This window comes from Albidovulum sp., from assembly GCF_008933605.1.
Taxonomy (GTDB): domain Bacteria; phylum Pseudomonadota; class Alphaproteobacteria; order Rhodobacterales; family Rhodobacteraceae; genus Albidovulum.
In genome coordinates this window covers 23,131-48,143 of sequence record NZ_WBUS01000010.1, presented here as the reverse complement: position 1 = coordinate 48,143, position 25,013 = coordinate 23,131, and the positions used below count along the sequence as shown (strand labels likewise).

Annotated in this window: 23 protein-coding genes and 1 other RNA gene; 8 read left to right on the top strand and 16 right to left on the bottom strand. The window is 66.2% G+C overall.

The genetic code is table 11. The features are described 5' to 3' along the window. Positions 1-68: 68 nt before the first annotated feature. Positions 69-941 carry an alpha/beta hydrolase family protein gene (locus F9K34_RS02855; protein ID WP_291335188.1) on the bottom strand — a complete coding sequence of 291 codons (873 nt, stop codon included), beginning with the start codon at positions 939-941 and terminating at the stop codon, positions 69-71. A gap of 199 nt (positions 942-1,140) precedes the next feature. Here F9K34_RS02855 and ffs point away from each other — a divergent pair. Both ffs and rsgA read left to right on the top strand, forming a co-directional pair. Then, an RNA gene (gene ffs, locus F9K34_RS02850) (signal recognition particle sRNA small type) lies at positions 1,141-1,239 on the top strand. Between the two features lie 153 nt (positions 1,240-1,392). Then, on the top strand, positions 1,393-2,427 hold the full coding sequence (rsgA, locus tag F9K34_RS02845; protein ID WP_291335187.1) for a ribosome small subunit-dependent GTPase A: 1,035 nt from the start codon (positions 1,393-1,395) through the stop codon (positions 2,425-2,427). Positions 2,428-2,589: 162 nt separating this feature from the next. Here rsgA and F9K34_RS02840 read toward each other — a convergent pair whose 3' ends face one another. Further along, positions 2,590-3,825: a urate hydroxylase PuuD gene (locus F9K34_RS02840; RefSeq protein ID WP_291335186.1), complete on the bottom strand. Its 1,236-nt coding sequence runs from the start codon at positions 3,823-3,825 to the stop codon at positions 2,590-2,592. A gap of 99 nt (positions 3,826-3,924) precedes the next feature. On the opposite strand from F9K34_RS02840, the gene F9K34_RS02835 reads away from it, so the two are divergent. Then, positions 3,925-4,845 carry a LysR family transcriptional regulator gene (locus F9K34_RS02835; protein ID WP_291335185.1) on the top strand — a complete coding sequence of 307 codons (921 nt, stop codon included), beginning with the start codon at positions 3,925-3,927 and terminating at the stop codon, positions 4,843-4,845. A gap of 5 nt (positions 4,846-4,850) precedes the next feature. On the opposite strand, the gene uraH is transcribed toward F9K34_RS02835, so the two are convergent. Beyond that, positions 4,851-5,204 (bottom strand): hydroxyisourate hydrolase, encoded by a 354-nt coding sequence (gene uraH / locus F9K34_RS02830; RefSeq protein ID WP_291335184.1) that lies wholly within the window; start codon positions 5,202-5,204, stop codon positions 4,851-4,853. A 148-nt stretch (positions 5,205-5,352) separates the two neighbouring features. On the opposite strand from uraH, the gene puuE reads away from it, so the two are divergent. The 3 genes from puuE to F9K34_RS02815 all read left to right on the top strand — a co-directional run bounded on the left by puuE (position 5,353) and on the right by F9K34_RS02815 (position 8,637). Then, positions 5,353-6,765, top strand: coding sequence for an allantoinase PuuE (gene puuE / locus F9K34_RS02825; RefSeq protein ID WP_291335189.1), 1,413 nt, complete (start codon positions 5,353-5,355; stop codon positions 6,763-6,765). After that, a complete protein-coding gene (locus tag F9K34_RS02820; RefSeq protein WP_291335182.1) occupies positions 6,762-7,247 on the top strand; it encodes an ureidoglycolate lyase in 486 nt (161 codons plus the stop codon). The genes puuE and F9K34_RS02820 overlap by 4 nt, the downstream gene beginning before the upstream one ends. 91 nt (positions 7,248-7,338) lie before the next feature. Then, positions 7,339-8,637, top strand: coding sequence for a nucleobase:cation symporter-2 family protein (locus F9K34_RS02815; RefSeq protein WP_291335180.1), 1,299 nt, complete (start codon positions 7,339-7,341; stop codon positions 8,635-8,637). A 440-nt stretch (positions 8,638-9,077) separates the two neighbouring features. Here the strand turns inward: F9K34_RS02815 and bhcD are convergent, their stop codons facing one another. From bhcD to bhcA, 4 genes are all read right to left on the bottom strand, one after another. Next, positions 9,078-10,043 (bottom strand): iminosuccinate reductase BhcD, encoded by a 966-nt coding sequence (gene bhcD, locus F9K34_RS02810; RefSeq protein WP_291335179.1) that lies wholly within the window; start codon positions 10,041-10,043, stop codon positions 9,078-9,080. A gap of 104 nt (positions 10,044-10,147) precedes the next feature. Beyond that, entirely contained in the window at positions 10,148-11,311 is a 1,164-nt protein-coding gene (bhcC, locus tag F9K34_RS02805) for a 3-hydroxy-D-aspartate aldolase BhcC (RefSeq protein WP_291335177.1), read from the bottom strand. 3 nt (positions 11,312-11,314) lie between these two features. Next, a complete protein-coding gene (gene bhcB / locus F9K34_RS02800) occupies positions 11,315-12,271 on the bottom strand; it encodes a beta-hydroxyaspartate dehydratase BhcB (RefSeq protein ID WP_291335175.1) in 957 nt (318 codons plus the stop codon). A 12-nt stretch (positions 12,272-12,283) separates the two neighbouring features. Continuing rightward, positions 12,284-13,462, bottom strand: coding sequence for an L-aspartate--glyoxylate aminotransferase BhcA (gene bhcA / locus F9K34_RS02795; protein WP_291335173.1), 1,179 nt, complete (start codon positions 13,460-13,462; stop codon positions 12,284-12,286). Between the two features lie 168 nt (positions 13,463-13,630). Between bhcA and bhcR the strand changes: the two genes are divergently transcribed. Further along, positions 13,631-14,479 (top strand): HTH-type transcriptional regulator BhcR, encoded by an 849-nt coding sequence (gene bhcR, locus F9K34_RS02790; protein ID WP_291335172.1) that lies wholly within the window; start codon positions 13,631-13,633, stop codon positions 14,477-14,479. Here the strand turns inward: bhcR and F9K34_RS02785 are convergent. Beyond that, entirely contained in the window at positions 14,460-15,329 is an 870-nt protein-coding gene (locus F9K34_RS02785) for a bifunctional allantoicase/(S)-ureidoglycine aminohydrolase (RefSeq protein ID WP_291335170.1), read from the bottom strand. The genes bhcR and F9K34_RS02785 overlap by 20 nt on opposite strands. A gap of 193 nt (positions 15,330-15,522) precedes the next feature. Between F9K34_RS02785 and F9K34_RS02780 the strand changes: the two genes are divergently transcribed. Beyond that, positions 15,523-15,750, top strand: a complete 228-nt coding sequence (locus tag F9K34_RS02780) for a hypothetical protein (RefSeq protein ID WP_291335168.1) — start codon at positions 15,523-15,525, stop codon at positions 15,748-15,750. Between the two features lie 9 nt (positions 15,751-15,759). Here the strand turns inward: F9K34_RS02780 and F9K34_RS02775 are convergent, their stop codons facing one another. The 8 genes from F9K34_RS02775 to dapF form a co-directional block, all read right to left on the bottom strand. Further along, complete coding sequence (locus F9K34_RS02775) at positions 15,760-16,395, bottom strand: ATP-binding cassette domain-containing protein (protein WP_291335166.1); 636 nt, start codon at positions 16,393-16,395, stop codon at positions 15,760-15,762. Next, entirely contained in the window at positions 16,392-18,101 is a 1,710-nt protein-coding gene (locus tag F9K34_RS02770; protein ID WP_291335164.1) for an ABC transporter permease, read from the bottom strand. Before F9K34_RS02770 ends, F9K34_RS02775 begins: the two co-directional genes overlap by 4 nt. Beyond that, a complete protein-coding gene (locus F9K34_RS02765) occupies positions 18,098-19,291 on the bottom strand; it encodes an ABC transporter substrate-binding protein (RefSeq protein WP_291335163.1) in 1,194 nt (397 codons plus the stop codon). Before F9K34_RS02765 ends, F9K34_RS02770 begins: the two co-directional genes overlap by 4 nt. An 11-nt stretch (positions 19,292-19,302) precedes the next feature. Continuing rightward, positions 19,303-19,914 (bottom strand): CDP-alcohol phosphatidyltransferase family protein, encoded by a 612-nt coding sequence (locus tag F9K34_RS02760; protein ID WP_291335162.1) that lies wholly within the window; start codon positions 19,912-19,914, stop codon positions 19,303-19,305. 4 nt (positions 19,915-19,918) lie between these two features. After that, positions 19,919-22,069, bottom strand: coding sequence for an FAD-dependent oxidoreductase (locus F9K34_RS02755; protein ID WP_291335161.1), 2,151 nt, complete (start codon positions 22,067-22,069; stop codon positions 19,919-19,921). A 263-nt stretch (positions 22,070-22,332) separates the two neighbouring features. After that, on the bottom strand, positions 22,333-22,740 hold the full coding sequence (locus tag F9K34_RS02750) for a c-type cytochrome (RefSeq protein ID WP_291335160.1): 408 nt from the start codon (positions 22,738-22,740) through the stop codon (positions 22,333-22,335). An 89-nt stretch (positions 22,741-22,829) separates the two neighbouring features. Beyond that, entirely contained in the window at positions 22,830-24,083 is a 1,254-nt protein-coding gene (mtaB, locus tag F9K34_RS02745; protein WP_291335159.1) for a tRNA (N(6)-L-threonylcarbamoyladenosine(37)-C(2))-methylthiotransferase MtaB, read from the bottom strand. After that, positions 24,080-24,919, bottom strand: a complete 840-nt coding sequence (gene dapF / locus F9K34_RS02740) for a diaminopimelate epimerase (protein WP_436405703.1) — start codon at positions 24,917-24,919, stop codon at positions 24,080-24,082. The genes mtaB and dapF overlap by 4 nt, the downstream gene beginning before the upstream one ends. Positions 24,920-25,013: the final 94 nt, after the last annotated feature.

Genomic DNA, 25,013 nt, shown 5'->3' with positions numbered 1-25,013 from the left:
CCAAGCGCCAGTTCCGCGATCGCGAATTCGGTCGTCATGCCTACCCTCCTGCCGGGTCCTGTCCGCCGTCACGCGACCACAAGCGGCCAGAGCTTCGCATTGGCGCGGTGAAAGATCCCCATGTGCCCGATCCTTTGCACCCCGTGCTCCTCCGGGCGCAAGACGAGTTGGCGCTTCACGGCCTCGGGGAAGTGGCGCATCAGCCGCCAGACGGCAGCCGGCGGCACCACCGGATCGTCGGCCATGGCGACGAACTTCATCGGCGCGGTGAAGGCCCGCCAGTCCGGCACCGGCAGCCGCCCGCCGGCATCGTTGAGGTGGTAACCGCGCGTCAGGCACCAGCGCCGCCACTGCCAGTAGACGCCCGCCGGCAGGTCGGCGCCAAAGCCGGAAAGCCGCCCCGGCAGAAAGCCGAGCGCCCGCGTCATTACCGGACCGTGCCCCTGCCAGAAGAAACGCGCGACGGCCTGATAGGGCCAGGGGTGATCGGAGACATGGACGGTGCCCGACCCGATCAGGATGGCGCGCGCCACGCGCTCGAACCCGGACTGGAAGGGCAGCATCGCGCCGCCGATGGAATGGCCGACGATCCAGACGGGCAGGCCCGGGAACGTCGCCTCGACGAACGCGCGCGCCGCCATCTGGTCCGCGACGCCCCAGTCGGTCATCGTCGCATCCGATCGGCGCGGGCGCCCGGTAGCCGACGCGCCGAAGTCGCGGTAATCGTAGGTCAGGCAGGCGATGCCGCGTTCCTCCGCAAGCCATCGGGCGAAGTCGGTGTAATAGCCCTGAGCCACGCCGACTGCGCCGTTCAAGACGACGGCGGCGACCGGATTGTCGGCAGGGTGGAGATGCCCGGCAAGTCGGCGATGTTCCGACCGGATCGCCACATCGCGGGGAAGGGAGGACGGGCCACTGAAGCCCCTGGGGTGAATCGTCATGTCCTATGCCTCGGATGAAATTGGGCCGCGTATGAAAAACGGATCGCGCGCCGACGGTGCGGCGGCGCAAACCGGTGCCGCTCATAACACGATTTGACCGGGCGGTCGAGAATGCAACGGCGCTCTTGGCGGAGTCGCTCCGAAGAGCCCGCGCCGCTCCGGTCTTGCGCGGCCCCTGCGGCGGGACTATATCCGACGACGAGAGGTTGGCGCGGGCGAGCGCCTCGCCAACCCGGTCAGGTCCGGAAGGAAGCAGCCGTAACGAGCCCCGCTTGGGTCGTTGTCCAACCTCTCACCTCGCATCCCGGCGAAGGAGTCGAACATGGCAGAGCTTGCTTTCCTCCGGGCCGGGGCTCGCTGAGACCTCAGACCTGTCCCGCCCATCCCGACATCACCCGCCCGCGGCCCGTGCCGCCGGGCAACGGTATCGGCTTTCCCCGAGGACAGATCCTTGACCCCCAATCCCACGCTTGCCAGCCTCGGCTGGTCTTCCGACTTCCTGCGCCAGCTTGGCCCAGATGAGCTGGAAACCCTCACTCCCGCCCGCGTCACCGGCGTCCACCGCGCCCTGCTCGCCGTCCTGACGTGCGACGGGGCAGCGGAGCTGCGCCTGCCGCCCGAACTTTCGGCCGGCGATGTCGCCGTCGGCGACTGGGTACTCGCCGACCCCGACACGGGCCGGGTGGCGCGGCTTCTCGACCGCCGCTCGCGCATCTTCCGGCGCGCGGCCGGAGAGGACGCGCGCGAACAACTCATCGTGGCGAACGTGGACACCGTCTTCCTCACCACGTCCTGCACCGAGGAGTTCAACGAGGCGCGCCTCGAACGCTACCTCGCGCTCGCCCACGCGGGCGGGGTGCCGCCGGTCTTCGTCCTGACCAAGGCCGACCGCAGCGACGAGCCCGACGCCTACCTTGCGCGCCTGCATGCGATCGGCCCGAAGGTTCCCGCCGTGTCGCTGAACGCGAAGGCGCCGGGGGCTGCGGCGGCACTGATGCCCTGGTGCGGCCCCGGGCGCACTGTCGCCTTCCTCGGCATGTCCGGCGTCGGCAAGTCGACGCTCGCCTCCGCGCTCACCGGGCTTGACCTCGAGACGTCCGAGGTGCGCGAGGACGACATGCGGGGCCGCCACACCACCACCGCGCGCGAGATGCATGCGATCCCGGGCGGTGGCTGGCTGATCGACACGCCGGGAATGCGGGAGCTGCGCCTGACCGACATGGCGGACGGGATCGACGAGGCCTTTGCCGAGATCACCGCCCTCGCCGCCGAATGCCGCTTCCGCGACTGCTCGCACGGGCCGGAACCCGGCTGCGCCGTGCAGGCGGCGGTCGCGGCCGGCGAAGTGGACGCCGCCCGGGTGGACCGCTGGAAGAAGCTCCGTGCCGAGGACGCTGGCCACAGCGCGCAGGCGCTCGACCGCCGGCGCCGGGGCAAGGCGCTGGCGAAGCGGGTGAAGGAGGCGAAGAAGGCGAAGGGGCGCTGAGGGGGACGACCCCGCAGCGCCGGCATGCGGCAATGACGCCTTCGCGAAACCGACGGATGGGTCGAGGCGCGGCCCCTGAGTGTTGCCGGAAAGCCTTGCAGGGACTGCGCGATCACCCCGAGCCCCATGCGCAGGTCGTTCACGCTGAGATCGGCAGGCAGGCTATTCGATGCCACGCACTTCGCGGACCCATGCGACGATCAGTTCTCGCGAGTCCTGTTCCATCTGGATCGCGTTGGGTGGTGGCATGGCGTGGCTCAATCCCGCCTGGAGGTAGATGTCGCTCGCGTGGCGGGCGACATCACCCGGCGTCTCGAGGTAGACACCCTTCGGAGCCCAGAGGATGTTGGTCCAGGACGGCTCGCGCGCGTGGCACATCGAGCAGTTCCCGACCACCACGTTGTAGGCCTCTTCAAAGCCGGCGGCAGAGGCATATCGTTGCTCGTGGGCCGTAAGGTCGCGCGCCTCGGCCTCTTCGAACGTCTCGCCGGTCCTGACCGTCGACAGCCAGGCGATAAGGATCATCAGGATGACCGTCACGGCCCAGGTCCAGTGCGGGCCCTTGCCGGTCTTGTGCATGGTGTTGAAGTAGTGGCGGATCGTGACCCCTGTCAGGAACACCAGGCACGCGATGACCCAGTTGTACTCGGTGCCAAAGGCCAACGGGTAGTGGTTCGAAAGCATGAGGAAGACGACGGGCAGGGTAAGGTAATTGTTATGCGTCGAACGGAGCTTGGCGATCTTGCCATACTTCGCATCCGGCGTGCGCCCGGCTTTCAGGTCGGCCACGACGATCCGCTGGTTCGGCATGATCTGGAAAAACACGTTCCCGGTCATGATGGAGGCCGTGAAGGCGCCAAGGTGCAGCAGGGCCGCGCGGCCGGTGAATATCTGGTTGTATCCCCAGGCCATCGCGACAAGGATCGCGAACAGGATCAGCATCAACGCGGTGGGGCTTTCCCCCAGCTTCGACTTGCAGAGCTGGTCGTAGGCCAGCCATCCGATCGTCAGCGAACCGCCAGAGATCAGGATGCCTTGCCACAGCGTCAGTTCGGCCTTCGTCGGATCCAGCAGGAAGAGCTCGCCGCCAACCCAGTAGACGATCATGAGCAATGCTGCCCCTGAAAGCCAGGTCGAATAGCTTTGCCACTTGTGCCATGTCAGATGCTCGGGCATCTGCGCGGGCGCGACGAGATACTTCACCGTGTGATAGAAGCCCCCGCCATGCACTTCCCATTCCTCGCCATAGGCGCCAGCGGGAAGACTCGCATTCGGCTTGAGCATCAGGTCGAGCGCGATGAAGTAGAAGGACGCCCCGATCCAGGCCATCGCCGTGATGACGTGCAGCCAGCGAACGGAAAATCCGATCCAGTCCCAGATTACTGCCAGGTCGTACATGGCTCCCTCCCAAGGCCAACTGTCGCGGACAGCCTAGTCGCAGCGCGATTGTTCTGGTATTGATGCTATAAGCCAAGCAGCATCAAAAAATGCAGAATAATGTCATACCTTGAGAATGTTCGCACGTTTGTCCGGGTCTATGAACTGGGAAGCATGTCGGCCGCGGGGCGGGACCTGCGCATCTCGCCTGCCGTCACGTCGTCAAGGATTTCCCAACTGGAAGAGCACCTTGGCATCCGCCTGTTTCAGCGCACGACCCGCAGCCTGGCACCGACCGAGCAGGGCAAGGCCTTCTACCGCGGGTCGATCGACATCCTCGAGGCGGTCGACAACGCAGAAGCGCAAGTGGCGAACATCACCGTCAACCTGCGCGGTTCTATCTTTGTCGCAGCCCCTCTAGGCGTAGGGCGGCGCCTCATCGCGCCGCGCGTGCCGTTGTTTCTGAGCGATTATCCCGAGGTCAACGTCCGGCTTCGCCTGACCGACCGCAAGGTCGACCTGACCGCCGAGGGTCTGGACCTGGCCTTCTTCCTCGGGCAGCCCGAGGACAGCAACCTCAAGATCCGGAAGATAGCCGACGTGAGCAGGGTGCTTTGTGCATCGCCGGACTACGTGAAGCGCCGTGGCATGCCACGAAACGGGGACGAGATCCTGTCGCAGGACCACGAGTGTCTCAACCTCCGTTACCCCGGGGCGACGGAGTTCCGGTGGTTGTTGACGACACCTTCCGGGCCGAAGAGGTTCCGGATATCCGGTCACTACGAGTGCGATGACGGCGACGTCCTCACCGACTGGGCCCTGTCGGGCGCAGGCGTGGCGATGAAGCCTGTCTTCGAGATCGCCGAACATCTCAAGTCCGGTGCCTTGGTGCCCGTGGCCGCAGAGACGCCGCCCGAACCCATCCAGATGGCGTGCCTCTTCGCCCATCGGCGGGGTCAGGATCCGAAGGTGCGCCTCTTCATGGAGTTCATGGTCGAGAAGATCGCCGAGGCCATCAAGCGCACGCACCTGGTGCGGTGAGACCTTCAGCTGCCCCGATATGTCGAATAGCCGAAGGGGGAAAGCAGAAGCGGCACATGATAGTGCGACTGGGAGGACATCCCGAACCGCAGCGGGATCACGTTCAGAAAACGGGGTTCTTCAGGTGTGACACCTTGTGCGTCCAGATAGGCGCCGGCGTGAAACAGCAGTTCGTATTCGCCCGTCCGGAACTCGTCAGCAGGCAGGATCCTGTCGTCGGTGCGCCCGTCATCGTTCGTGAAGAGTGTCCTGAGCAGGTACCGTTCGGAGCCGTCGATCCTGAAGAGCTCGATCTTCATGCCCTGCGCCGGACCGCCCTTGGCGAGATCCAGGACATGTGTGGTCAGGTAACCGGACATTCGTAGGGCCTCCTCACGTTTTGCCCAGACTAGGTCGTTTCCTCCCCCAATGACAAAGCAGGACTAGCCGAACGGTCCATCAAAATATTTTTTAAAATGCGCACTGCTGTTTTGAATTATGAGCAAATCAAGCAAGGGGGCGCCGCATATGTCGAGATACCCACGAGACTTGACCGGATTCGGAGAGGACGTTCCGGGTGCCAACTGGCCGAATGGCGCAAAGGTCGCCGTCCAGATCGTACTGAACTACGAGGAGGGCGGAGAAAACAACATCCTCCACGGGGACGCGGCCTCCGAGGCCTTTCTTTCCGAGATCACCGGTGCCGCACCTTGGCCGGGCAAGCGGCACTGGAACATGGAATCGATCTATGAGTACGGCGCTCGTGCCGGCTTCTGGCGTGTTCATCGGCTGCTGAAGGATCTGCCCATCACCGTCTACGGCGTCGCCACCGCGCTTGCGCGCGCGCCCGCTCAGGTCGCCGCGATGAAGCGCGCGGGATGGGAGATCGCCAGCCACGGGCTGAAGTGGATCGAGCACAAGGACATGTCCGAAGACGAGGAGCGGGCACAGATCCGCGATGCGATCCGGCTGCACACCGAAGTCACCGGATCTGCTCCCCGCGGCTGGTATACCGGGCGCTGCTCGATGAACACGGTAGATCTGGCCGCCGAGATTGGCGACTTCGCCTATATCGCTGACAGCTATGCCGACGACCTGCCCTATTGGGTCAGAGCCGGCGGCAAGGATCAGCTGATCGTGCCGTACACGATGGATTGCAACGACATGCGCTTTGCGATCCAGGCGGGCTTTACCAACGGCGAGCAATTCGAGAGCTATCTCAAGGACAGCTTCGACATGCTCTATGCGGAAGGTCAGGCAGGCGCGCCGAAGATGCTGTCGATCGGCCTGCATTGTAGGCTGGCGGGCCGTCCGGGCCGTGCCCTTGCTCTGCAGCGCGCGCTGGACCATTTCCGCAAGCATGACGGTGTCTGGTTCGCCACACGGGAACAGATCGCCGACCACTGGGCGCGACTGCATCCGCCGGCGCGGTCCGTGCGACCCTCCGCAATGGACCTGCAAACCTTTGTTGCCGAATTTGGCGGAATCTTCGAACATAGCCCCTGGATTGCCGAAGGAGCCCACGCTCTGGAACTTGGGCCAACCCATGACTGCGCGGCGGGCGTGCACAGCGCGCTCACGCGCATCTTCAGATCCGCTCCGGAAGAGCGCCGCCTTGCGGTCCTGGCGGGCCACCCGGATCTTGCTGGCAAGCTGGCTCAGGCCAGGCGGCTGACGGCGGAATCGACCGCCGAGCAGGCATCTGTCGGACTCGACGCGCTGACCGATGGCGAACGTGCAGCCTTTGCCGAGCTGAACGACGCATACACGGCGAAGTTCGGCTTTCCGTTCATCATCGCCGTTCGGGACAATACCAAATCGTCGATCATGGCAGCCTTCCGGCGCCGGATCGGCAACGACCGCCCCGCCGAGTTCGCCGAAGCCTGCCGCCAGGTCGAGCGGATCGCAGAACTCCGCCTGATCGAGAAAATGGGAAGATGAGCGCGATCATCAGACTCCGGCCGCTGACCGCAGAAGCCTTCGCTCCGTTCGGAGACGTTCTGGACACCAGCGGAGATCCGGACAAGCTGATCAACCAGGGCATGTGCGGCCGATACCACGACCGGGCGAAGCTCGACTTCGCCGACGGCCGGGCGGGGATCAGCCTGTTCAAGGCAAAGCTGCGGTCCTTGCCGATGCGCCTGGACCTCGTCGAGCGTCATCCCGAGGGCAGCCAGGCCTTTCTGCCGCTCGACGACGCGCCGTTTGTCGTCATCGTCGCCCCGGACCTGGAGGGCAAGCCGGGCCTGCCGATCGCGTTCATCACGCATCCCGGGCAGGGCGTGAATTATCACCGGGGAGTGTGGCACGGCGTGCTCGCCCCGATTGCCGGCAACGGTCTCTTCGCCGTTGTCGATCGAATTGGACCGGGCGCCAATCTGGAGGAGCACTGGTTCGATGACCCACCCCAGGTGATCCGTTAGTGATCGGGGGCAGACTACCGCTATGTTGCCAGGCTGTGGCAGGGGAGTAGCCGCGCACTGGTTGTCTTGTGAAACGAGGGAGGAGAGACCCATGGCATCGACCGATGCGATTCACCCGGTAGACGAAGTTCTACCAGCACCCAAGCTCTTCACGCTTGGGCTTCAGCACGTTCTCGTGATGTATGCCGGTGCCGTTGCGGTGCCGCTGATCGTGGGGCGTGCCCTAAAGCTGGAGCCGGCCGATGTGGCGTTCCTAATCTCCGCGGACCTGTTCGTCTGCGGGATCGTCACGCTGATCCAGTCGTTCGGGGCCACCCAGTGGTTCGGCATCAGGCTGCCCGTGATGATGGGCGTGACCTTTGCCGCGGTCGGTCCGATGATCGGTTTTGCCAATGCGCAAGGCGGCCCCGAGGGCGCCCGGGCAATCTTCGGCGCGATCATCGCGGCGGGGATCATCTCGATCCTGATCGCACCCCTCGTCTCCAAGATGCTGCGCTTCTTCCCGCCGGTGGTGACCGGGACGATCATCCTGGTGATCGGCGTCAGTCTCATGCGGATCGGGATCAACTGGATCTTCGGCAACCCCGTTGGTCCGACCGCCCCGCAGGTCATCGACCCGGCCCACGCCGACTGGCTGAAGGCCGTCACCGAGGGTGCCGCCTCTGGCGCGATCACCGGCGTTCCGGAAATCCCGCCGGGGCTGGCGCTGGCTGCCAAGGTGAACAACCCGCTCTATGCGCCGCTCGGCAACATCGCCATCTCGGCCATTGTTCTGACCGCCATCCTTCTGATTGCCAAGTTCGGTCGGGGGTTCGTCGCGAACATCGCCGTTCTGCTCGGCGACATCACCGGCAAGAAGGTGGATCAGCCGATGCTCTCCGCGGGGCTGCGCACCGACGGTCTCGGCACGCTGATCGGCGGCATCTTCAACACCTTCCCCTACACCTCGTTCAGCCAGAACGTCGGTCTTGTCGGCGTGACGGGTATCAAGAGCCGCTTCGTCTGCGTGGCCGGCGGCCTGATCATGATCGTCCTCGGCCTGATGCCAAAGATGGGCGCCCTGGTCGAGTCCGTGCCGACCATGGTGCTGGGCGGCGCCGGCCTCGTGATGTTCGGGATGGTCGCGGCCACCGGCATCCGCATTCTCGCGGGCGTCGACTTTGCCAGGAACCGCAACAACCTGTTCATCGTCGCCGTGTCGGTCGGCTTCGGGATGATCCCGCTGGTCGCCCCGAACTTCAAGATGTGGATGCCCCACGGGATCCACCCGCTCATCGAATCGGGTATCTTGCTCGCCTCGATCGCGGCTGTCCTGCTCAACGCCTTCTTCAACGGTGCACGGGACGCCACGGACGAGATCAAGGCGGCGGCCTCCCTGGCCGATCACTGACACGACCTGTCATCGACGGGCTTGCCAGCCCCCGCGCGTCGCGCGGGGGTTTTTCATGACCGGCCCTGTGGTCGAGAGCCTGCGTCGCTGCAAACGGCACCATGTGGGCCCTTACAGGCGCAGCCGACCGCCTGAAGGCAAAGGCCGCCGATGCAGAAGCATCGACGGCCGGGTCCGGGTTGCGGGCCTGTCGGCCCTTCGATCGGTTCGTTCAGCGGGAGCTTGGCTGATCCGTGCCGGTCAGGGCCGCGGCGACGGAGGCAATGACCGCGACTTCACGATCGGCGATCCTTCCGAAAATCCTCAGCCCGTCCAGCACGAGCACCGCGCTGTCGAAATGCAGCGACAGGGGCAGCAGCCTGGCGGTTGTGGCGGGCCCCGCCGGTCCCGGGTCCGGCAGGGCATATGCCGCAGGGCCGCAGAGCGGACGGTTTCAGCGGTCAGACGTTGATCTCGATTGCCGTGCCGCTCTTCCGGGCAAGATCCACCACGGCGGCGGCGACGGCAAGGTCCTGAAGGCCCACTCCGGTACCGTCGAAGAGCGTGATCTGGTCGGCAGATGCCCGACCCGCATGGGTGCCGTTGATCACCTCGCCAAGCTGCGTGATCTCGCTCTCGCGGATCAGGCCGGCGGCGATCGCATGCTGGGCCTCGCCGATCGAGACCGACTGGGCGATCTCGTCGGTGAAAACCGCCGCCTTGGCCAGGAGGGCCGGGTCCAATTCCTGCTTGCCCCTGGTGTCGGTCCCCATGCAGGCGATGTGGGTGCCGGGGCTCACGTGATCCGTCATCAGGATCGGCTTGAAGGACGAGGCGATCGTGATGATCACATCCGCTTCCCGCATGCCGTTCAGCGGGACCTCCTCGAACGGGATACCGGCCTCGGCCGCCACTTCGGCGAGACCGGGCAGCATTTCCGGATGGAAGTTCCAGCCGATCACCTTCTCGAATCCGCCGCGCTTCAAGGCCGCGCGCAGCTGGAATTTCGCCTGGTGGCCTGCGCCGACCATGCCGATCACCCTGGCATCCTTGCGCGCCAGGTGCTTGATCGACACCGAGGAGGCGGCGGCCGTGCGCAGGGCGGTCAGCAGGTTGCCGCCGACCATCGCCGAAACCATGCCGCTATCGGGATCGAACAGGAAGATCGTGGACTGATGGTTGATCAGTCCGCGCTTTTCCAGGTTGTGGGGCCAGTAGCCGCCGGCTTTCAGACCCAGCGTCAGGCTGGACCGGTCGAAACCGCCCTTGAAGCCATAAAGCGCGTCCTCGTGGCCGATCGCCTCGCGGACGACGGGAAAGTTGTATGCCGCGCCAGAGGCCATGGCGGCGAACACCTGTTCCACCGCGTCAAAGGCGGCCTCGGGGGTCATCAGCTTGGCAATGTCGCGTTCCGGAACGATCAGCATGTTTTCCTCGGCTCGAATCTGGTGGGCCCGCGTGCCAGCACGGCGATTGCTGCACGCGGGCATCCATCCGGCCCTGGTTCGGGCCGGAGCAGACGTCTGGCGTCTCAGTAGGCCTTGCCGCGGGCCGAGACCGGCCAGACGACCTCGACCTTGCCGTTGCGCACGCCGACGTACCAGTCGTGCACGTTGGCGGTGGGATCGCAGTGGCCTGGCACCAGACGCAGCTTCTCGCCGACCTTGAGCACGCCCTTGGGATCTTCGACGACGCCGTGCTCGTCTGAGCACTTGATGTATTTCACGTCGCTGCGCCCGTAGACGACCGGCAGGCCGCTGTCGACCGACTGCGCCTTCAGGCCGGCATCGACGATCGCCTTGTCGGCCTTGGCGTGGCTCATCACCTGGGTCAGGATGAAGAGCGCGTTCTCCCACTCGCCCTGGTCGATGCGCTTGCCGTCCTTGTCGAGGATGCGGCCGTAATCCGCGTCCATGAAGGCATAGGAGCCGCACTGAAGCTCGTTGAATACGCCCGAAGTCGACTCGAAGTAATAGCTGCCGGTGCCGCCGCCCGACACGAGCTCGGGCTCCAGCCCGACCGACTTCAGCGCCTGCACCGCGTCCTTGACCATGCCGATGGCGATATCCAGCTTGGCCTTGCGGTCCTCATACTTGTCCATGTGCTGCATCGCGCCCTGATAGGCCTGGATGCCCCTGAACTTCAGGCCGGGGGAGGCCTCGACCGCGCGCGCGATCGCCACCACGTCCTGCGACGTGGTGACACCGCAGCGTCCGGCGCCGCAATCGATCTCGACGAAGACGCCCAGCTCGGTCCCGTGCTTCTGCGCGGCGGCCGAAAGCTCGGCAACGTTCGACAGGTCATCGACGCAGACGATGATCGACGAGCCCAGCTTGGGCAACTGCGCCAGTCGGTCGATCTTCTTCGGGTCGCGGACCTGGTTCGACACCAGCACATCCTTGATGCCGCCCCGGACGAAGACCTCGGCCTCCGAGACCTTCTGGCAGCAGACGCCGATGGCGCCACCCAGCTTTTCCTGCAGCTTGGCCACATCCACCGACTTGTGCATCTTGCCATGCACGCGATGGCGCATGCCGTGCGCTTTGGCGTAGTCGCCCATCTTCTTGATGTTGCGCTCCAGTGCGTCGAGATCGAGGATCAGGCACGGAGTCTGGATATCCGCCTCGGCCATCCCTGGCACGGCGGGGATGTCATAGCCGACTTCAAGCTTGTCGAAGTTCACGGGCACGTTCATGGCTCAGGCTCCTTGAATCCAGGGCAGCTTGTCGAGATCGACGTTGCCGCCGGTGATGATGATGCCGACCCGCTTATTGCGGAAGGCGTCGGCGTTCTTCAGAACGGTTGCCAGCGGGACGGCGCTGGAGGGTTCCATGACCACGCGCAGATGCTTCCAGATCAGTTTCATCGCGTCGACGATTTCCTGCTCGGAGGCCGTGTAGATCTCGCTGACGTGGTTCTTGACGAAATGCCAGGTCAGGTCCTTCAGCGGCACCAGCAGCCCGTCGGCAATGGTCTTCGGCGCGTCGTCCGCGATGATATGGCCGGCCTTGAAGCTGCGATAGGCGTCATCGGCCTGTTCGGGCTCGGCCGCGATGACCTTGGTTTCCGGCGCCAGCGTCGCGAGCGTCAGGCAGGTGCCCGATATCATCCCGCCGCCGCCGATCGGCGCCACCACCATGTCCAGCCCGTCTGCCTGTTCCATGAACTCGCGCGAGCAGGTGCCCTGCCCGGCGATCACGCGCGGGTCGTTGTAGGGATGCACGAAGTCGCCGCCGGTCGCTTCCTGCACCTTGGCGAAGGTCGCCTCCCGGCTGGTGGTCGAGGGCTCACATTCGGTGATCACCCCGCCGTAGCGGCGGACCGTGTCCTTCTTGGCCTGGGGCGCGGTGCGTGGCATCACCACGTTGCAGGGAATGCCGCGCAGCATCGCCGCGTAGCTGAGGCAGGAGGCATGGTTGCCCGAGGAATGCGTGGCGACGCCCTTCGTCGCCTGCGCGTCCGACAGGCCGAAGACGGCGTTGGTCGCGCCGCGCACCTTGAAGGCGCCGGGTTCCTGGAAGTTCTCGCACTTGAAGAACATCTGCGCGCCGGCCAGTTCGTTCAGGTAGTCCGAGGTACGGACCGGCGTCTGGCGAATATGCGGTTTGATGCGCTCGTGCGCGGCAAGCATGTCGTCATAGGTCGGGATGTACATGTCCTCTTCTCCTCAGGCGGCGATGCCAGGATTGTTGCGATAATAGTCCTGGGCAGCGGCGACTCCCGAGCCGAGTTTCACGTTCAGGCCAAGATCGGCCATGCACATCTCGGCCGTCGCGATGCCGGACAGGGCCAGCACGTCGGTCAGCATTCCGAGATGCCCGATGCGGAACACCTTGCCCGCAACCTCTCCGAGGCCGACCCCGAAGGCGACGCCATACTTCGACGCCGCATGCGACACGATCTGGGTCGCGTTGAAACCTTCGGGCGTGCGAATTGCGCTGATCGTATCGGAATAGACGGCAGGACCGGCAGCGCAGAGTTTCAGGCCCCATGCCTGAACCGCACGACGCACGCCTTCGGCGATCCGGTGATGCCGGGCAAAGACGTTTTCCAGCCCTTCGTCCAGGATCATCTGGGACGACAGCTTGAGCCCGTTCATCAGTCCGACCGGGGGCGTGTACGGGAAGGCGTTGGCAGCGTAGCCCTTGGTCATGTCGGCGATGTCGAAGAAGGTTCGCGGCAGCTTGGCGGTCTTCGACGCCTCGACCGCGCGGTCGGAGAAACCGAGGATCGCCAGGCCGGCGGGCAGCATGAACCCCTTCTGGCTGCCGGTCACGGCCACATCGACACCCCATTCGTCGAAGCGGAAATCCATCGACGCAATCGAGGACACGCCGTCGACGAAGAGCATCGCAGGATGCCTGGCCGCATCCAGCGCGCGGCGCACGGCCGCGATGTCGGATTTCACGCCGGTCGCTGTTTCGTTGTGGGTCGCAAGCACCACCTTGATCCGGTGCCCCTTGTCGGCGGCAAGGATTTCCTCGTAGCGGGTCGCCGGCAGACCCTCACCCCAGGGGGTTTCGACGATCTGGACGTCGAGCCCGTGGCGCTGGCACATGTCGATCCAGCGGTGGCTGAACATGCCGTTGCGCGCCGCCAGCACCCTATCGCCGGGCGAAAGCGTGTTGCTCAGTGCGGTTTCCCAGCCGCCGGTCCCGGTGGACGGGTAGATGAAGACATGCGCCCTTTCCGATTTCAGCACCTTGCGCACATTCTCGAGACACGGGTGCAGGATCTTGGCGAAGGCCGGCGAGCGGTGGTCAATCGTCGGAACATAGCAGGCCTTGCGGACCTCCTCCGGCATGTTCGTGGGCCCGGGGATGAACACGGGGTTCTGATAGCTCATTGTCAGCCTCCTACAATCGTTGCCCGCAGTCTATGCCCGGCGCCCGCACGACGACATTATTTTGAAATCGTGTTTCAGAATTCGATGGATTGGAATAATCCATACTTGTCAGTAACTTATATTTTTCATAGCATGAACCTGTCTTTCAGATTTGCACAGAGACATCTTATGAAAAACCAAGAAGATCGCGGCCTGAGCGCAAGAAGGGCCCGCGGGCGACCAAGGGACTGGAACGACAACTCCGACCAGAACATGATCAAGTCCCTTGATCGGGCCATGAGTGTCTTCGAGTACATCAGCCAGGCCCGGGGCAAGAACCTGTCCTCGATTGCCGACGAACTCGGCCAGTCGCCCGCAACGATCTATCGGATTCTGGTGACGCTGGAGAGCAAGGGGCTGGTCGAGTTCGACGGGGACGCACAGCTCTGGCACATAGGCCCGCGTGCCTTCGTGATTGGCGCGCGGTTCCTGCGTCGGACCAGTCTCGTGGAGCGGGCGCGCCCGATCTTGCGCAAGCTCATGGATACCACCGGCGAGACGGCCAACCTCGGCATCGAAAGGGAGGGATCAGTGCTGTTCGTCAGCCAGGTCGAGACCCATGCGAGCATTCGCGCCTTCTTCCCGCCCGGCACCCTGTCGCCGATGCACGCCTCGGGCATAGGCAAGGCGCTTCTCGCCCAGATGGACCGGGACCGGCAAGCCCGGTACCTGGCGCCTGGTGCACTTCAGGCGTTCACCGCGCGGACCTTCGTCGACCGCCTCGCGCTGGAGGGTGAACTGCAGAAGATCCGCGACCGCGGTTACGCCGTCGACGACGAGGAGCGGACGCTCGGAATGCGGTGCATCGCGGCACCCGTCTTCGACATCAACCGTGAAGCGGTGGCCGGCATCTCGGTCTCGGGACCCACAACCAGGGTGAGTGAGCCCTCGGTCGAGGAGCTGAGCCGCCCGGTGATCGAGGCGGCCCGCCAGTTGTCCCAGGCGATTGGCGGAGCGGCTATTCGGCTGCCAGATTGAACCCCTTGCGGCGCGGATAGGCGACCGAGGTCGGGCGCAACGCCATGTGGCGGTTGACATCCTTGTAGAGCAGGTACCGGAAGGGGCCCGGACCGCCCGCGTAGCACGCCTGCGGGCAGAAGGCCCTCAGCCACATGAAATCGCCCGCCTCGACCTCCACCCAGTCGCTGTTCAGACGGTAGGCGGCCTTGCCCTCGAGGACATAGAGACCATGCTCCATCACATGCGTTTCCAGGAAGGGTATCACGGCGCCGGGCTGGAGCGTGACGATCGTCACGTGCATGTCGTGCCGAAGGTCAAGCGGGTCGACGAAACGCGTCGTCGCCCATTTCCCGCCGGTCTCCGGCATCGCGGCAGGCGTGATGTCGTTTTCGTTCAGGATCAGGACATCGGGCGCGTCGAGGCCATCGATCGCATCGTAAGCCTTGCGGATCCAGTGGAAGCGAAGCACCTCGGACCCGCGATTGTGAAGCGTCCATTGCGTGCCGGACGGCAGATAGGCGTAGCCTCCGGGGGTCAGGCTGTGGTGCTCGCCATTGACGGTCAGCGATGCGGTCCCTTCGACGACGAACAGCACCGCCTCGGCATCCCCGTCGGTCTCTGGCCGGTCGGAGCCGCCTCCAGGCTGGACCTCCATGATGTACTGCGAAAAGGTCTCCGAGAACCCGCTCAGAGGACGCGCGATGACCCAAAGCCGCGTCGCCGCCCAGAACGGCAGATAGCTGGTCACGATATCCCGCATCGTGCCCTTCGGAAGGACCGCGTAGGCTTCGGTGAACACAGCGCGATCGGTCAGCAGCTGGTCTTGCCCTGGGTGGCCACCATGCGGTGCGTAATACTTGTTGTTCATGGATGTCCTCGGTTGCCTCGATCGGGTCCTGCGGCAAACTTAGGCGGGCGGTATGTCAGAGACCACAGCGCTTGAGGTGACATGACTTTTCGTAATTGATTGAAGATCGCGTGAATTAACTTGCGTTCAGGCAATGGGTCGATGTTGCGCGCGCCGTCCGGGCACGAATGGCGAGTTCACGGCCGGATCCGCGATGAGCGCGCGTCCAGTCGAGACGGTGCGTGCGGCGGTCGTTGTTTCGGATGGGGCACCGCTGGCGGGAGACGATGCGATCGCGCAGCCTCGGTTCGACAAGGCGCTTGGCAGCAAGCTTGCCGCCATCCCGATCCTGAACTCGCCCGCATGGCTTGGCCTTGTCCCCGGATTCGAACTCATGCCTCGACCGGATTCGAACTCATGCCTCGACGGCTACGCGGGATGACGCCACTAGCTAGAGCGTCACGACCGGCCCGCCGGCCGCGCGGGCGTCATCCGGATCATGGCTGACCATCAGGACCGGCACGCCGCGGTCCCGCACATGGCCGAAGACAAAGGCCCGTAGGTCTGCGCGCCTGTCCGGGTCAAGCCGCGCGAACGGCTCGTCCAGAAGCAGCGCAAGCGGCTCGGCCAGAAGGGTCCGCATCAGCGCCACCCGTGCCCGCTGCCCGCCGGAAAGGGTCGCCGGATCACGGTCGGCAAAGCCCGCAAGCCCGGCCTGGTCGAGCGCCGCAGCGACTGCGGCCCTGCGTGCCACCCGGCCGCGCACATGCGCCGCCAGGCCGAAGGCGAGGTTGTCCCCGACCGACAGGTGCGGAAAGAGCAGCGCGTCCTGAAAGAGGATGCCGATGCGACGCGCCTCGGCCGGCAGCCGCGTCACGTCGTGCCCGTTCAGGACCACCTGGCCCTCGGCTTCGAAATCCGCTGGAAGATGCCCGCCGATGAAGTTGATCAGCGTCGATTTGCCGACGCCGGACGCGCCCATGATCGTCGTCACCGCGCCCGCGGCTACCGTGAGCGTCACCGGCCGGAAGAGGAGATTGCCTCCTGCCCCCCGCACCGCCACGCTCCGAAGTTCCAGGGTGTTCATGCCAGGTGACCCGACATTGCGCGCCGCCGGCGGTGGAGGGCGGCGGGAAGCGCCATTGCAATTCCATAGGCGGCGAGCGGCAGCGTCGACTGCATCGTCGCATACACGGCCGTCACCCGCCGGTCCGATCCGGAAGCCAGCGTGACCGCCTCGGTCGTCAGGGTACTGACGCGCCCGGCTCCGAGAAAGAGCGTCGGCAGGTATTGCGCGACGGAGACGGCAAAACCGATCGCGGCCGCTGTCAGCACCGGCCGCAGGAGGATCGGCAACTTCACCGCGAGGAGCCGCCGCCACGGCCCGGCGCCAAGCGCCGCGGCGGCGCGGTCCATCCGCCGGTCGAGCGCGCGCCAGGGATCGGAGAGCGCGAGCATGACATAGGGAAAGACGAAGAGCATCTGCCCCCAGATGACGGCCGTCAGACCGCCGGAAAGGCCCAGCCGCAGAAGCACCACGGAGAGCCCGAAAAGAAACGCCGCCTGTGGCACCAGAAGCGGCAGGTAGATGAGCGCCTCTGCCCACCGGGCGCGGCGCATCCCGGCGCGATCCTCGCCTTCGAGCCAGGCGATAGCAAGCGCAAGCGAGAGGGCGGTGGTCGCGACCGCGAGGACCAGGGTCTGTTCAAGCGCGTTTCCCCAACCCGCGCCCGGTCGGGTCCACGCGGCCAGACTCCAGCTCTCGGGAAGGGCCCGGGGAAAGCTCCAGCGCCAGGCGACCGACCAGAGCGCAAGCGAAAGGAGCGTGCCCGCCCCGAGAGCGAGGAGAGCAAGGCCGCCCGCCGCGGCCAGCCGCAGGGCGGGGCTTGCGGGCAAGCCACGGTTGCCGCGCCGAAGGCGGGCGCGTCCGACACAGGCGACCAGACGTTCCGCGCCGATCCAGAGTGCGACGCAACACGCGGCGAGCGCCGCCAGCGCCATCGCGGCCGCCGAAGCGGGCAGGATGAGGCCGGTGTCCGCCGAAAGGAACCAGCGGGTCATCGCGACCGCCAGCGTCGGTGGCGTCGTCGGCCCGAGGATCAGTGCCATGTCCACGACCGAGAGCGCGAAAGACAGCGCCACGAAGACCGGAAGCCGGATCATAGAATAGACCTGCGGCACGATCACCCTTGCCCAAATCGCGCCAGGTGCATAGCCCATCGCCTTCCCCGCCGCGACCTGTGCGCGTACCGGCAGTTGCGTCAGCGCGGAGAGCGTGACGAGAAGGAGGAACGGCACCTCCTTCAGCATGAGGCCAAGGATCAGCGCCACACCGAACCGGTCCTGCACCGTCTCAATGTCCGGGGGCAGCGTCCAGCCGGTGGCCCAGGGGCTGAGGAGTCGGACGACCCAGCCGGACGGGGCAATCAGGAACGCCGTGCCGATGGCCATGGCGGCATGCGGCGCGGCGAGGAACGGGGTCAGCACCTGCGCCATCCGGCCGGCGCGCACCCGTCCATGAACCGCTCCGGCAATCCCCAATGCGAAGGCAAGCGACAGCGCCGTGGAGGCGACACCGGTCCAGAGGGTCAGCGCGACACTCGTCCCCGCGCCGGGCAGGGTCATGAACTCGCGCCATGGCGCCAAGGTCGGCTGCTCTGCCCCGATGGCCGGAAGGAGGCCGAACGCCGCGCGCCCGGTTTCCCAGAGCCCTGCCATGATGGGAAAGACCAGCCCCACCGCGACGAGACCGAGTACAAGGAGCCTCAGCGTGCGCCCCTCGGTCGTCCTCATTCGGTGTAGCGCCGCGCCCATTCCTCGGCGATCCGGGTCATCCAGCCGGGATGGGGTTCGTTCAGGACGCGGCCGAGTTCGGCATTCGATTGAAGCGCGGGCGAGGTGGGAAGGGCGGCGAACGCGGCATTCTCCGCCTCGCCGAGCCTTGCGGGATCGAGCACCGAGTAGCTGCCGAGCACCCTTATGTCCTGCGCGTGCGCCTGAACCTCGGGGTCGAGCAGGAAGTTCGCGACGACCATCGCGCCTTCCTTGTGCGCGGCGTTGAAGGGAATGGCGACAAAGCTCACGTTGCCGATGGAACCGCCCTTCGGCGCATAGCTGCGCACGCTTTCCGGCAGGAGCCCGCGCTCGACCGCTGCCGCCGCTGCCGCCGGGTCGAAGGCCATGGTGAAATCCACCTCGCCGTCGTTCAGCATCTGGTTCTGGACGCTCTCGTTTTCGGGGAATGCCACGCCGCCGCGCCAGAGCGCCGGGCGGAGGGCGTCGTACCAGGCCCAAAGCGGCTCTGTCGCGGCCGAAAACGTCTCTTCCGTCGGCTCCGCCTTGAGCGCGGACGGATCGGGTGCGAGCTCGATCAGCGCCTGTTTCAGGAAGGTCGCGCCCATGAAGTTCGAGACGGCCGGATGGGTGAACCGGCCGGGATGCGCCTCTGCCCAGGCCAGAAGCTCGGTCATCGAGGCGGGAGGAGCCTCGACGCGCGCAGCATCGTAGGTCAGCACGAAGCGGGCGAGCCGCCAGGGGGATTCGTAACCCTCCGTCGGGATCGTGAAGTCGGTAACGGCGGCCGAGCCCTCGGAAAGGTCGAGATACCTTGCGTTGGGCAGGTCGGCCAGGAAGGGCCCATGCAGAAGCCCCTTTTCCTTCATCGACAGGAAGTTTCCGCCGTTGATCCAGATGAGATCGACCGCCCCCCCCTGCGTCCTTCCGGCCGCCTTTTCGGCGATGACGCGGGTCACCGCCTCGGCCGTGTCGGAGAGCTTCACATGGGTGATCGTGACGCCATACCGCGCCTGAATCTCGCTGCCCGCCCAGGCGATGAAGTCGTTCGTGCGCTGATCGCCGCCCCAGGCGTTCCAGTAGACCGTCTGGCCTTTCGCGGCGGCGACGGTCTCGTCCCAGGATCCGGCAAGACCTGGCCCGGCGAGGCCGAGCGTGAGGGCGAGGGTAGGGAGGATCGGAAGACGCATGGATTCTCCTGTCAGCGGTTGGAAAAGGCGACCCAGCCCTGGTGCCAGCGGCTGAGCGTGGTGAGCGCGCAGAGCGCGGCGAAAAGATAGGCGAGAACGGGGAAGGCGGCGGGCCAGAGGCACATTGCGACGAAGAGCCCGATCGTCTCGGCCCCCTCGGTCAGACCGCCGAGGTAGTAGATGCCCTTCGTCGGGTAGTCCGCGGTCTGCAGCCCCCGCTTCGCGGCCACCGAGGCGAAGGCGAGAAAGCTCGACCCGGTGCCGACGAAACTGGCGACGAGGACGGCGGCGGCAAGAGAGTTCGCCGCCGGATCGGCCAGCGCGAAGCCGAGGGGCACCAAAGCGTAGAACGCGAAATCGAGCGCGATGTCGAGGAAGGCGCCCCGATCGGTACTCCCGACCTCGCGCGCGATAGCGCCGTCGAGCCCGTCGGCCAGCCGGTTGGCGAGGACGAGGAGGAGCGCCGTCCCGAAAGCCCCGGCCGTCAGCGCCACGAATGCACTGAGGCCGAGCACGAAACCCGCGAGCGTGGCCTGGTCCGCCGTCACGCCAAGCCGCACCAGCATCCGTGCGGGCGGGGCAAGGAGGGCGCGCTGGGCGGGCAGGAGATGGCGGTCGATCACGGGCTCAACCCCTCCGCCAGGCATGGAAGCGGCCAAGCAGGGCCAGGATCGTCGGGTTCACATGGGCCTTGCGCCACTCGCCGGCGGCGAACTTGTTGGCCTCGGCGAGCGTCGGATAGATGTGGATGGTCGACAGGATCGCGCCCAGCCCTTTGCCGTGCTTCATCGCGAAGACGAACTCGGCCAAGAGGTCGCCCGCATGCGCGCCGACAACCGTCGCGCCGAGGATCGTATCCTTTCCCGGCGGGGTGAGGACCTTGACGAAGCCTGTCGCCGATCCGTCGGCGATGGCGCGGTCGAGATCGTCGACCCCGTAGCGCGTCACCTCGAAGGCAATGCCCTTTTCCTTTGCCTCCGCCTCGGAGAGGCCGACGCGCGCGACCTCCGGGTCGGTAAACGTCGCCCAGGGAATCACGCGATAATCGACTCTGATCCGGCGGAAAACCCCGAAAAGCGCGTTGACCGAGGCGAACCATGCCTGATGCGCCGCGGCATGGGTGAACTGGTAGGGGCCCGCCACGTCGCCCACCGCGTAGATGTTCGGAAAGCGGGTTTCGAGCCACTCGTTCGTCTCGATGACCTTGCCGGCTGGAATGCCGAGTTCCTCGAGCCCGTAGCCCGTCAGTCGCGCCGCGCGGCCGACAGCGATGATGAGGTCGTCGAAGGCGATCCGACGGTGCGCACCGTTCACCTCGACCTCGATCCATTTCTCGCCACCGGTCACGCCGCAGGCAACGGCCCGGTGCCCGGTGAAGATCGCCACGCCGTCGGCCTCGAGCGCGGCACGGACGGCATCGGCCGCGTCGTCGTCCTCGCGCACCAAGAGGCGCGGCAGCATCTCGATCTGCGTCACCTCGGACCCGAGCCTGGCAAAGCTCTGCGCGAGTTCGCAGCCGATCGGCCCGCCACCCAGAACGACGAGCCGTCGCGGGGCGCGATCGCGCCGGGCCATCTCGTCCCAGAGCGTATCCGAGGTCAGATAGCCCACGGTTTCGAGGCCCGGCAGGGGCGGGACGAAGGGTGAGGCGCCGGTGGCGAGAATGATCGCGCGGCTGGTCAGGCGGTGCCGCTGGCCATCCGCGGCGGCAATCTCGACTGTCCAGGGATCGACAAGCCGCGCGTGGCCCTTGATGACCTCGGCACCGAGCCTCTCGTAGCGTTCTGCCGAATCATGGGGTTCGATGGCGGCAATCACGTCCTGAATTCGCGCGAAGACTCTCCGGAACGAAACGCCGGGCTCGACAGGGTCGATCCCGTAACGGTCGGCGTGCCGCATCTGGTGGGCGATCTTGGCGGACCGGATCAGCGCCTTCGACGGCACGCAGCCGTAGTTCAGGCAATCGCCCCCCATCCTCCCCGCCTCGACGATGGTGACCTTCGCCTTCACGGCCGCCGCGATATAGGTCGAGACGAGCCCCGCCGAACCCGCGCCGATTACGATGAGGTTCCGGTCGAACATGGCGGGCCGGCGATAGCCGGCGTAGGCCTTCCGCCGCCGGATGAACCCGTCGGCCCATTTCGCGGCCCAGGGAAAGAGGCCGAGGAGCGCGAACGAAAGCAGCATCGGGCCCGAGACGATCCCGGAAACGCCCTCGAGTTCGCCGAGCCGCGTGCCCGCATTCACGTAGACCGCCGTGCCTGCAAGCATGCCGATCTGGCTCACGAGGTAGAAGGTGACTGCGGGGATCGGCGTCAGCCCCATCAGGAGGTTCACGGCGAAGAACGGCACGACGGGGATCAGCCGCAAGGTGAAGAGATAGGCGGCGCCATCGCGTGCGATCCCGTCGTCGATTGCCCGAAGGCGGTCGCCGAACCGGTCATGCACCCAGTCCCGAAGCAGGTAGCGCGATGTCAGGAACGCAAGCGTGGCTCCGAGGGTCGATGCGAAGGACACCAGGACGAGCGCCGTTCCGAACCCGAACAGGGCCCCCGCCGCCAGCGTCATCCAGACCGCGAATGGCAGCGACAGAGCGGTCACGACGACATAGGCCGCGAAGAACCCGGCCGCCACGGCCAGGGGCCGTTCCATGTGCCAGGCGCGCAAATCCTCCGTCCGCGCGCCGAGCGACTCGAGGTCCGATGGATACCGGCCGGTGACCGCGACGAGCGTCAAGATCGCCAGGACGAGTCCGGCAAAGAGCAGCGGCTTCCGCATCCGTCACGTTCCTCCCTGCCCGACGGATCCGGGAGCCGCGAGAACGCGCGGCAACTTCCGGCGGCCGGACTGCCCGCCGTTTGTGCACTGAACGCGCAGGATCGGCCAAGTGCATTACAGGAATGTCCGTTTCTCGTGATGCGCCGTGAAGGGCACAAGCGGGAAGGGCGCCCGTTGCGGGGCGCCCTTCGCGGGTCACCGGGTGTTGCAGGAAACGGCGGCCCGCAGCCTGGCGGCCCGCATGCAACGCCGACGTGGACGGTCTACTGCTGGATCGATTCCAGATACATCGCCAGCGACAGCACGCGACCGCGAACCTCCAGCACCGACCCGTAGGGATTGTCCGGGCCTGCCTCGGTCGAGGCAAAGACGCGGCCGAAGACGGGCATGGCGCCGCCATGCCCGCGGACGCCCGTGCGCCCGTCGATGACATGGATCACCTTCAGCATCGGGAACTCGCCGTCATTGCCCTGCGACATGAGCGTCAGGTTCGGCGAGGGAATGGTGATCAGGTTGGCCATGTCGCCGTCGCCCTTGCCGCTCGCCCCGTGACAGGCGGCACAATAGTCCGCATAGAGCCCCGCCCCGACATCGGCATCCTGCGCCGACGCCATGCCCCCTGCCGCAAGCCCGAAGACCGCGCAGGCGGCGAATAGTTTCGTGAAGTCCATCAGTGCCTCCATCCCGTGAATGCGTCTCCGCGGGAGAAGAGTAGCCTGCACCGGTACCGGCCGGACTGATCCGGATCACTCGCGGCCGATCAGGCCAGAAGCATGCGGCCGTCGTGTCCGCGTATGGCGGCGTCGACGATCCGGCCCTCGGCCTGGTCGGTCGCGAAGGCGACTTCGGTGAAGGTCTCGGTACGCCCCATGCGGGGGCTTTCGGTCAGCACGCGGTGGACACGGCCAACCTCCGCGGCCAGATGCCGGTTCAGGGCGGCCTCGCCCTCCGCCCGGAGCCGCGCCGCGCGCTCGCGGATGGCGGGGCCCCTGACCTGCGGCATCCGCGCCGCCGGCGTGCCCTTGCGGGGGCTGAACGGAAAGACATGCAGGAACGTCAGGCCGCACTCGGCCACCAGCCTCAGCGAGTTCTCGAACATCGCCTCGGTCTCGGTCGGGAACCCGGCAATGATGTCGGCGCCGAAGACCATTCCCGGCCTGAGCCGACGCGCCTCGTCGCAGAACCGGATGGCGTCGTCCCTCAGGTGCCGCCGCTTCATGCGCTTCAGGATCAGGTCGTCGCCGTGCTGGAGCGACAGGTGCAGATGCGGCATCAGCCGTGGCTCGGTGGCGACGGCCTGCATCAGGTTCTCGTCGGCCTCGATCGAGTCGATCGACGAGATGCGAAGCCGGGCGAGGTCGGGCACGAGACGCAGGATGCGCATGACGAGATCGCCGAGTCGCGGGGCGCCGGGCAGGTCGCTACCCCAGGAGGTCAGGTCAACGCCCGTCAGCACGACCTCGAGGAACCCGCGATCCACCAGCCGCTTGATCTGGTCCACCACGACCCCCGCCGGGACCGAGCGGGAGTTGCCCCGGCCGAAGGGGATGATGCAGAAGGTGCAGCGGTGATCGCATCCGTTCTGGACCTGCACGTAGGCTCTGTGCCGGCCGAATCCGTCGATGAGATGCCCCGCCGTCTCCCTCACCGACATGATGTTGTCGACCATGACGCGCTCGGTATCGCCGATCAGGTCGGAAGCCGTGAGCGCCCTCCAGGTCTCCGCCTTCATCTTTTCGGCATTGCCGACGACACGCGTCACTTCGGGCATGGCGGCGAAGGTCTCGGGCTCCACCTGGGCGGCGCAGCCGGTGACGATGAGGGGCGCGTCAGGATGTTCGCGCCTGAGGCGGCGGATCTCCTGCTTGGCCTTGCGCACGGCCTCGGCCGTGACGGCGCAGGTATTCACCACGACCGCGCCCTCGAGCCCGGCGGCGGCGGCGAGTTCCTTCATCGCCTCCGTCTCGTAGGCATTGAGACGGCAGCCGAGGGTCGAGAAGACGGGTGCGCTCATGCGTGTTCGGCGAGGAAGGCGGGCGTCAGCACCGCGTCGAACACATGCGCCGTGGGTCCGGCCATCCAGACCCCGTCCACCTGCCAGTCGATCTCCAGCCTGCCGCCGTCAAGGTCGAGCTTCACCCGCCGGCCGGTCAGGCCGCGCAGATGCGCGGCGACGGCGGTTGCGCAGGCGCCCGATCCGCAGGCGAGCGTGATGCCCGTGCCCCGCTCCCAGACCCGCATCCTGAGCCGGTCGGGGCCGGTGACGCTCGCGAATTCGACGTTGGTTGCCTTGGGAAACAGCGGGTGATGCTCCACCGCGGCGCCCTCGCGCGCCAGATCGACGGCCTCGGCGTCGGGGACGAAGAAGACGCAGTGCGGGTTGCCCATGCCGACCGACGCCGGATCGCCCGGCAGGGGCAGATGCATCAGGTCCGCTTCCTCGGCGAGCGGCACGCCGCGCCAATCGAGGATCGGATCGCCCATGTTGACGCTGACGAGCCCGTCCGCCCGTCGCACCGCCGCAAGCGTCCCGCGCTCGGTCGTGAAGGTCACTTCGTCGCGCCCGAGCACGGCCATCATGTAGTCCGCCACGCAGCGCGAGGCATTGCCGCAGGCCCCCGCCCGGCTGCCGTCGGCGTTCCAGAAGTCGAGCGCGTAGTCGGCGCCCTCTGCCGCGCGGATCTCGGCGAGCTGGTCAAAGCCCACGCCGCGGTGCCGGTCCCCGAGCGCGGCCGCGAGCCGGGCATGGGTTACAGGCTCCCGCCCCCGTGAATCGATGACCACGAAGTCGTTGCCCGCACCGTGCATCTTCATGAACGGCAGGCCTGCGGAGGGGCGCGCGTCCTTCATGCGGCGCCATATACGCGCGGTCCGGGGAATTTGCCAGTGGCGCCTGCTTTTGCACTTGACCGGCCCGGGCCGCGTTCATAAAGAGGCGCCCTGT

Excerpts from the sequence above, each read along its gene's own strand:
- F9K34_RS02765 (WP_291335163.1), bottom strand. The coding sequence starts at position 19,291 with ATGCGTCTTCCGATCCTCCCTACCCTCGCCCTCACGCTCGGCCTCGCC.
- bhcR (WP_291335172.1), top strand. The coding sequence starts at position 13,631 with ATGAAAAACCAAGAAGATCGCGGCCTGAGCGCAAGAAGGGCCCGCGGG.
- puuE (WP_291335189.1), top strand. The coding sequence starts at position 5,353 with ATGTCGAGATACCCACGAGACTTGACCGGATTCGGAGAGGACGTTCCG.
- F9K34_RS02755 (WP_291335161.1), bottom strand. The coding sequence starts at position 22,069 with ATGCGGAAGCCGCTGCTCTTTGCCGGACTCGTCCTGGCGATCTTGACG.
- bhcA (WP_291335173.1), bottom strand. The coding sequence starts at position 13,462 with ATGAGCTATCAGAACCCCGTGTTCATCCCCGGGCCCACGAACATGCCG.
- F9K34_RS02770 (WP_291335164.1), bottom strand. The coding sequence starts at position 18,101 with ATGAGGACGACCGAGGGGCGCACGCTGAGGCTCCTTGTACTCGGTCTC.
- mtaB (WP_291335159.1), bottom strand. The coding sequence starts at position 24,083 with ATGAGCGCACCCGTCTTCTCGACCCTCGGCTGCCGTCTCAATGCCTAC.
- bhcB (WP_291335175.1), bottom strand. The coding sequence starts at position 12,271 with ATGTACATCCCGACCTATGACGACATGCTTGCCGCGCACGAGCGCATC.
- dapF (WP_436405703.1), bottom strand. The coding sequence starts at position 24,919 with ATGAAGGACGCGCGCCCCTCCGCAGGCCTGCCGTTCATGAAGATGCAC.
- F9K34_RS02750 (WP_291335160.1), bottom strand. The coding sequence starts at position 22,740 with ATGGACTTCACGAAACTATTCGCCGCCTGCGCGGTCTTCGGGCTTGCG.
- F9K34_RS02840 (WP_291335186.1), bottom strand. The coding sequence starts at position 3,825 with ATGTACGACCTGGCAGTAATCTGGGACTGGATCGGATTTTCCGTTCGC.
- F9K34_RS02775 (WP_291335166.1), bottom strand. The coding sequence starts at position 16,395 with ATGAACACCCTGGAACTTCGGAGCGTGGCGGTGCGGGGGGCAGGAGGC.
- F9K34_RS02855 (WP_291335188.1), bottom strand. The coding sequence starts at position 941 with ATGACGATTCACCCCAGGGGCTTCAGTGGCCCGTCCTCCCTTCCCCGC.
- uraH (WP_291335184.1), bottom strand. The coding sequence starts at position 5,204 with ATGTCCGGTTACCTGACCACACATGTCCTGGATCTCGCCAAGGGCGGT.
- F9K34_RS02820 (WP_291335182.1), top strand. The coding sequence starts at position 6,762 with ATGAGCGCGATCATCAGACTCCGGCCGCTGACCGCAGAAGCCTTCGCT.
- F9K34_RS02780 (WP_291335168.1), top strand. The coding sequence starts at position 15,523 with ATGAGCGCGCGTCCAGTCGAGACGGTGCGTGCGGCGGTCGTTGTTTCG.
- bhcC (WP_291335177.1), bottom strand. The coding sequence starts at position 11,311 with ATGAACGTGCCCGTGAACTTCGACAAGCTTGAAGTCGGCTATGACATC.
- F9K34_RS02835 (WP_291335185.1), top strand. The coding sequence starts at position 3,925 with ATGTCATACCTTGAGAATGTTCGCACGTTTGTCCGGGTCTATGAACTG.
- F9K34_RS02815 (WP_291335180.1), top strand. The coding sequence starts at position 7,339 with ATGGCATCGACCGATGCGATTCACCCGGTAGACGAAGTTCTACCAGCA.
- bhcD (WP_291335179.1), bottom strand. The coding sequence starts at position 10,043 with ATGCTGATCGTTCCGGAACGCGACATTGCCAAGCTGATGACCCCCGAG.
- F9K34_RS02785 (WP_291335170.1), bottom strand. The coding sequence starts at position 15,329 with ATGAACAACAAGTATTACGCACCGCATGGTGGCCACCCAGGGCAAGAC.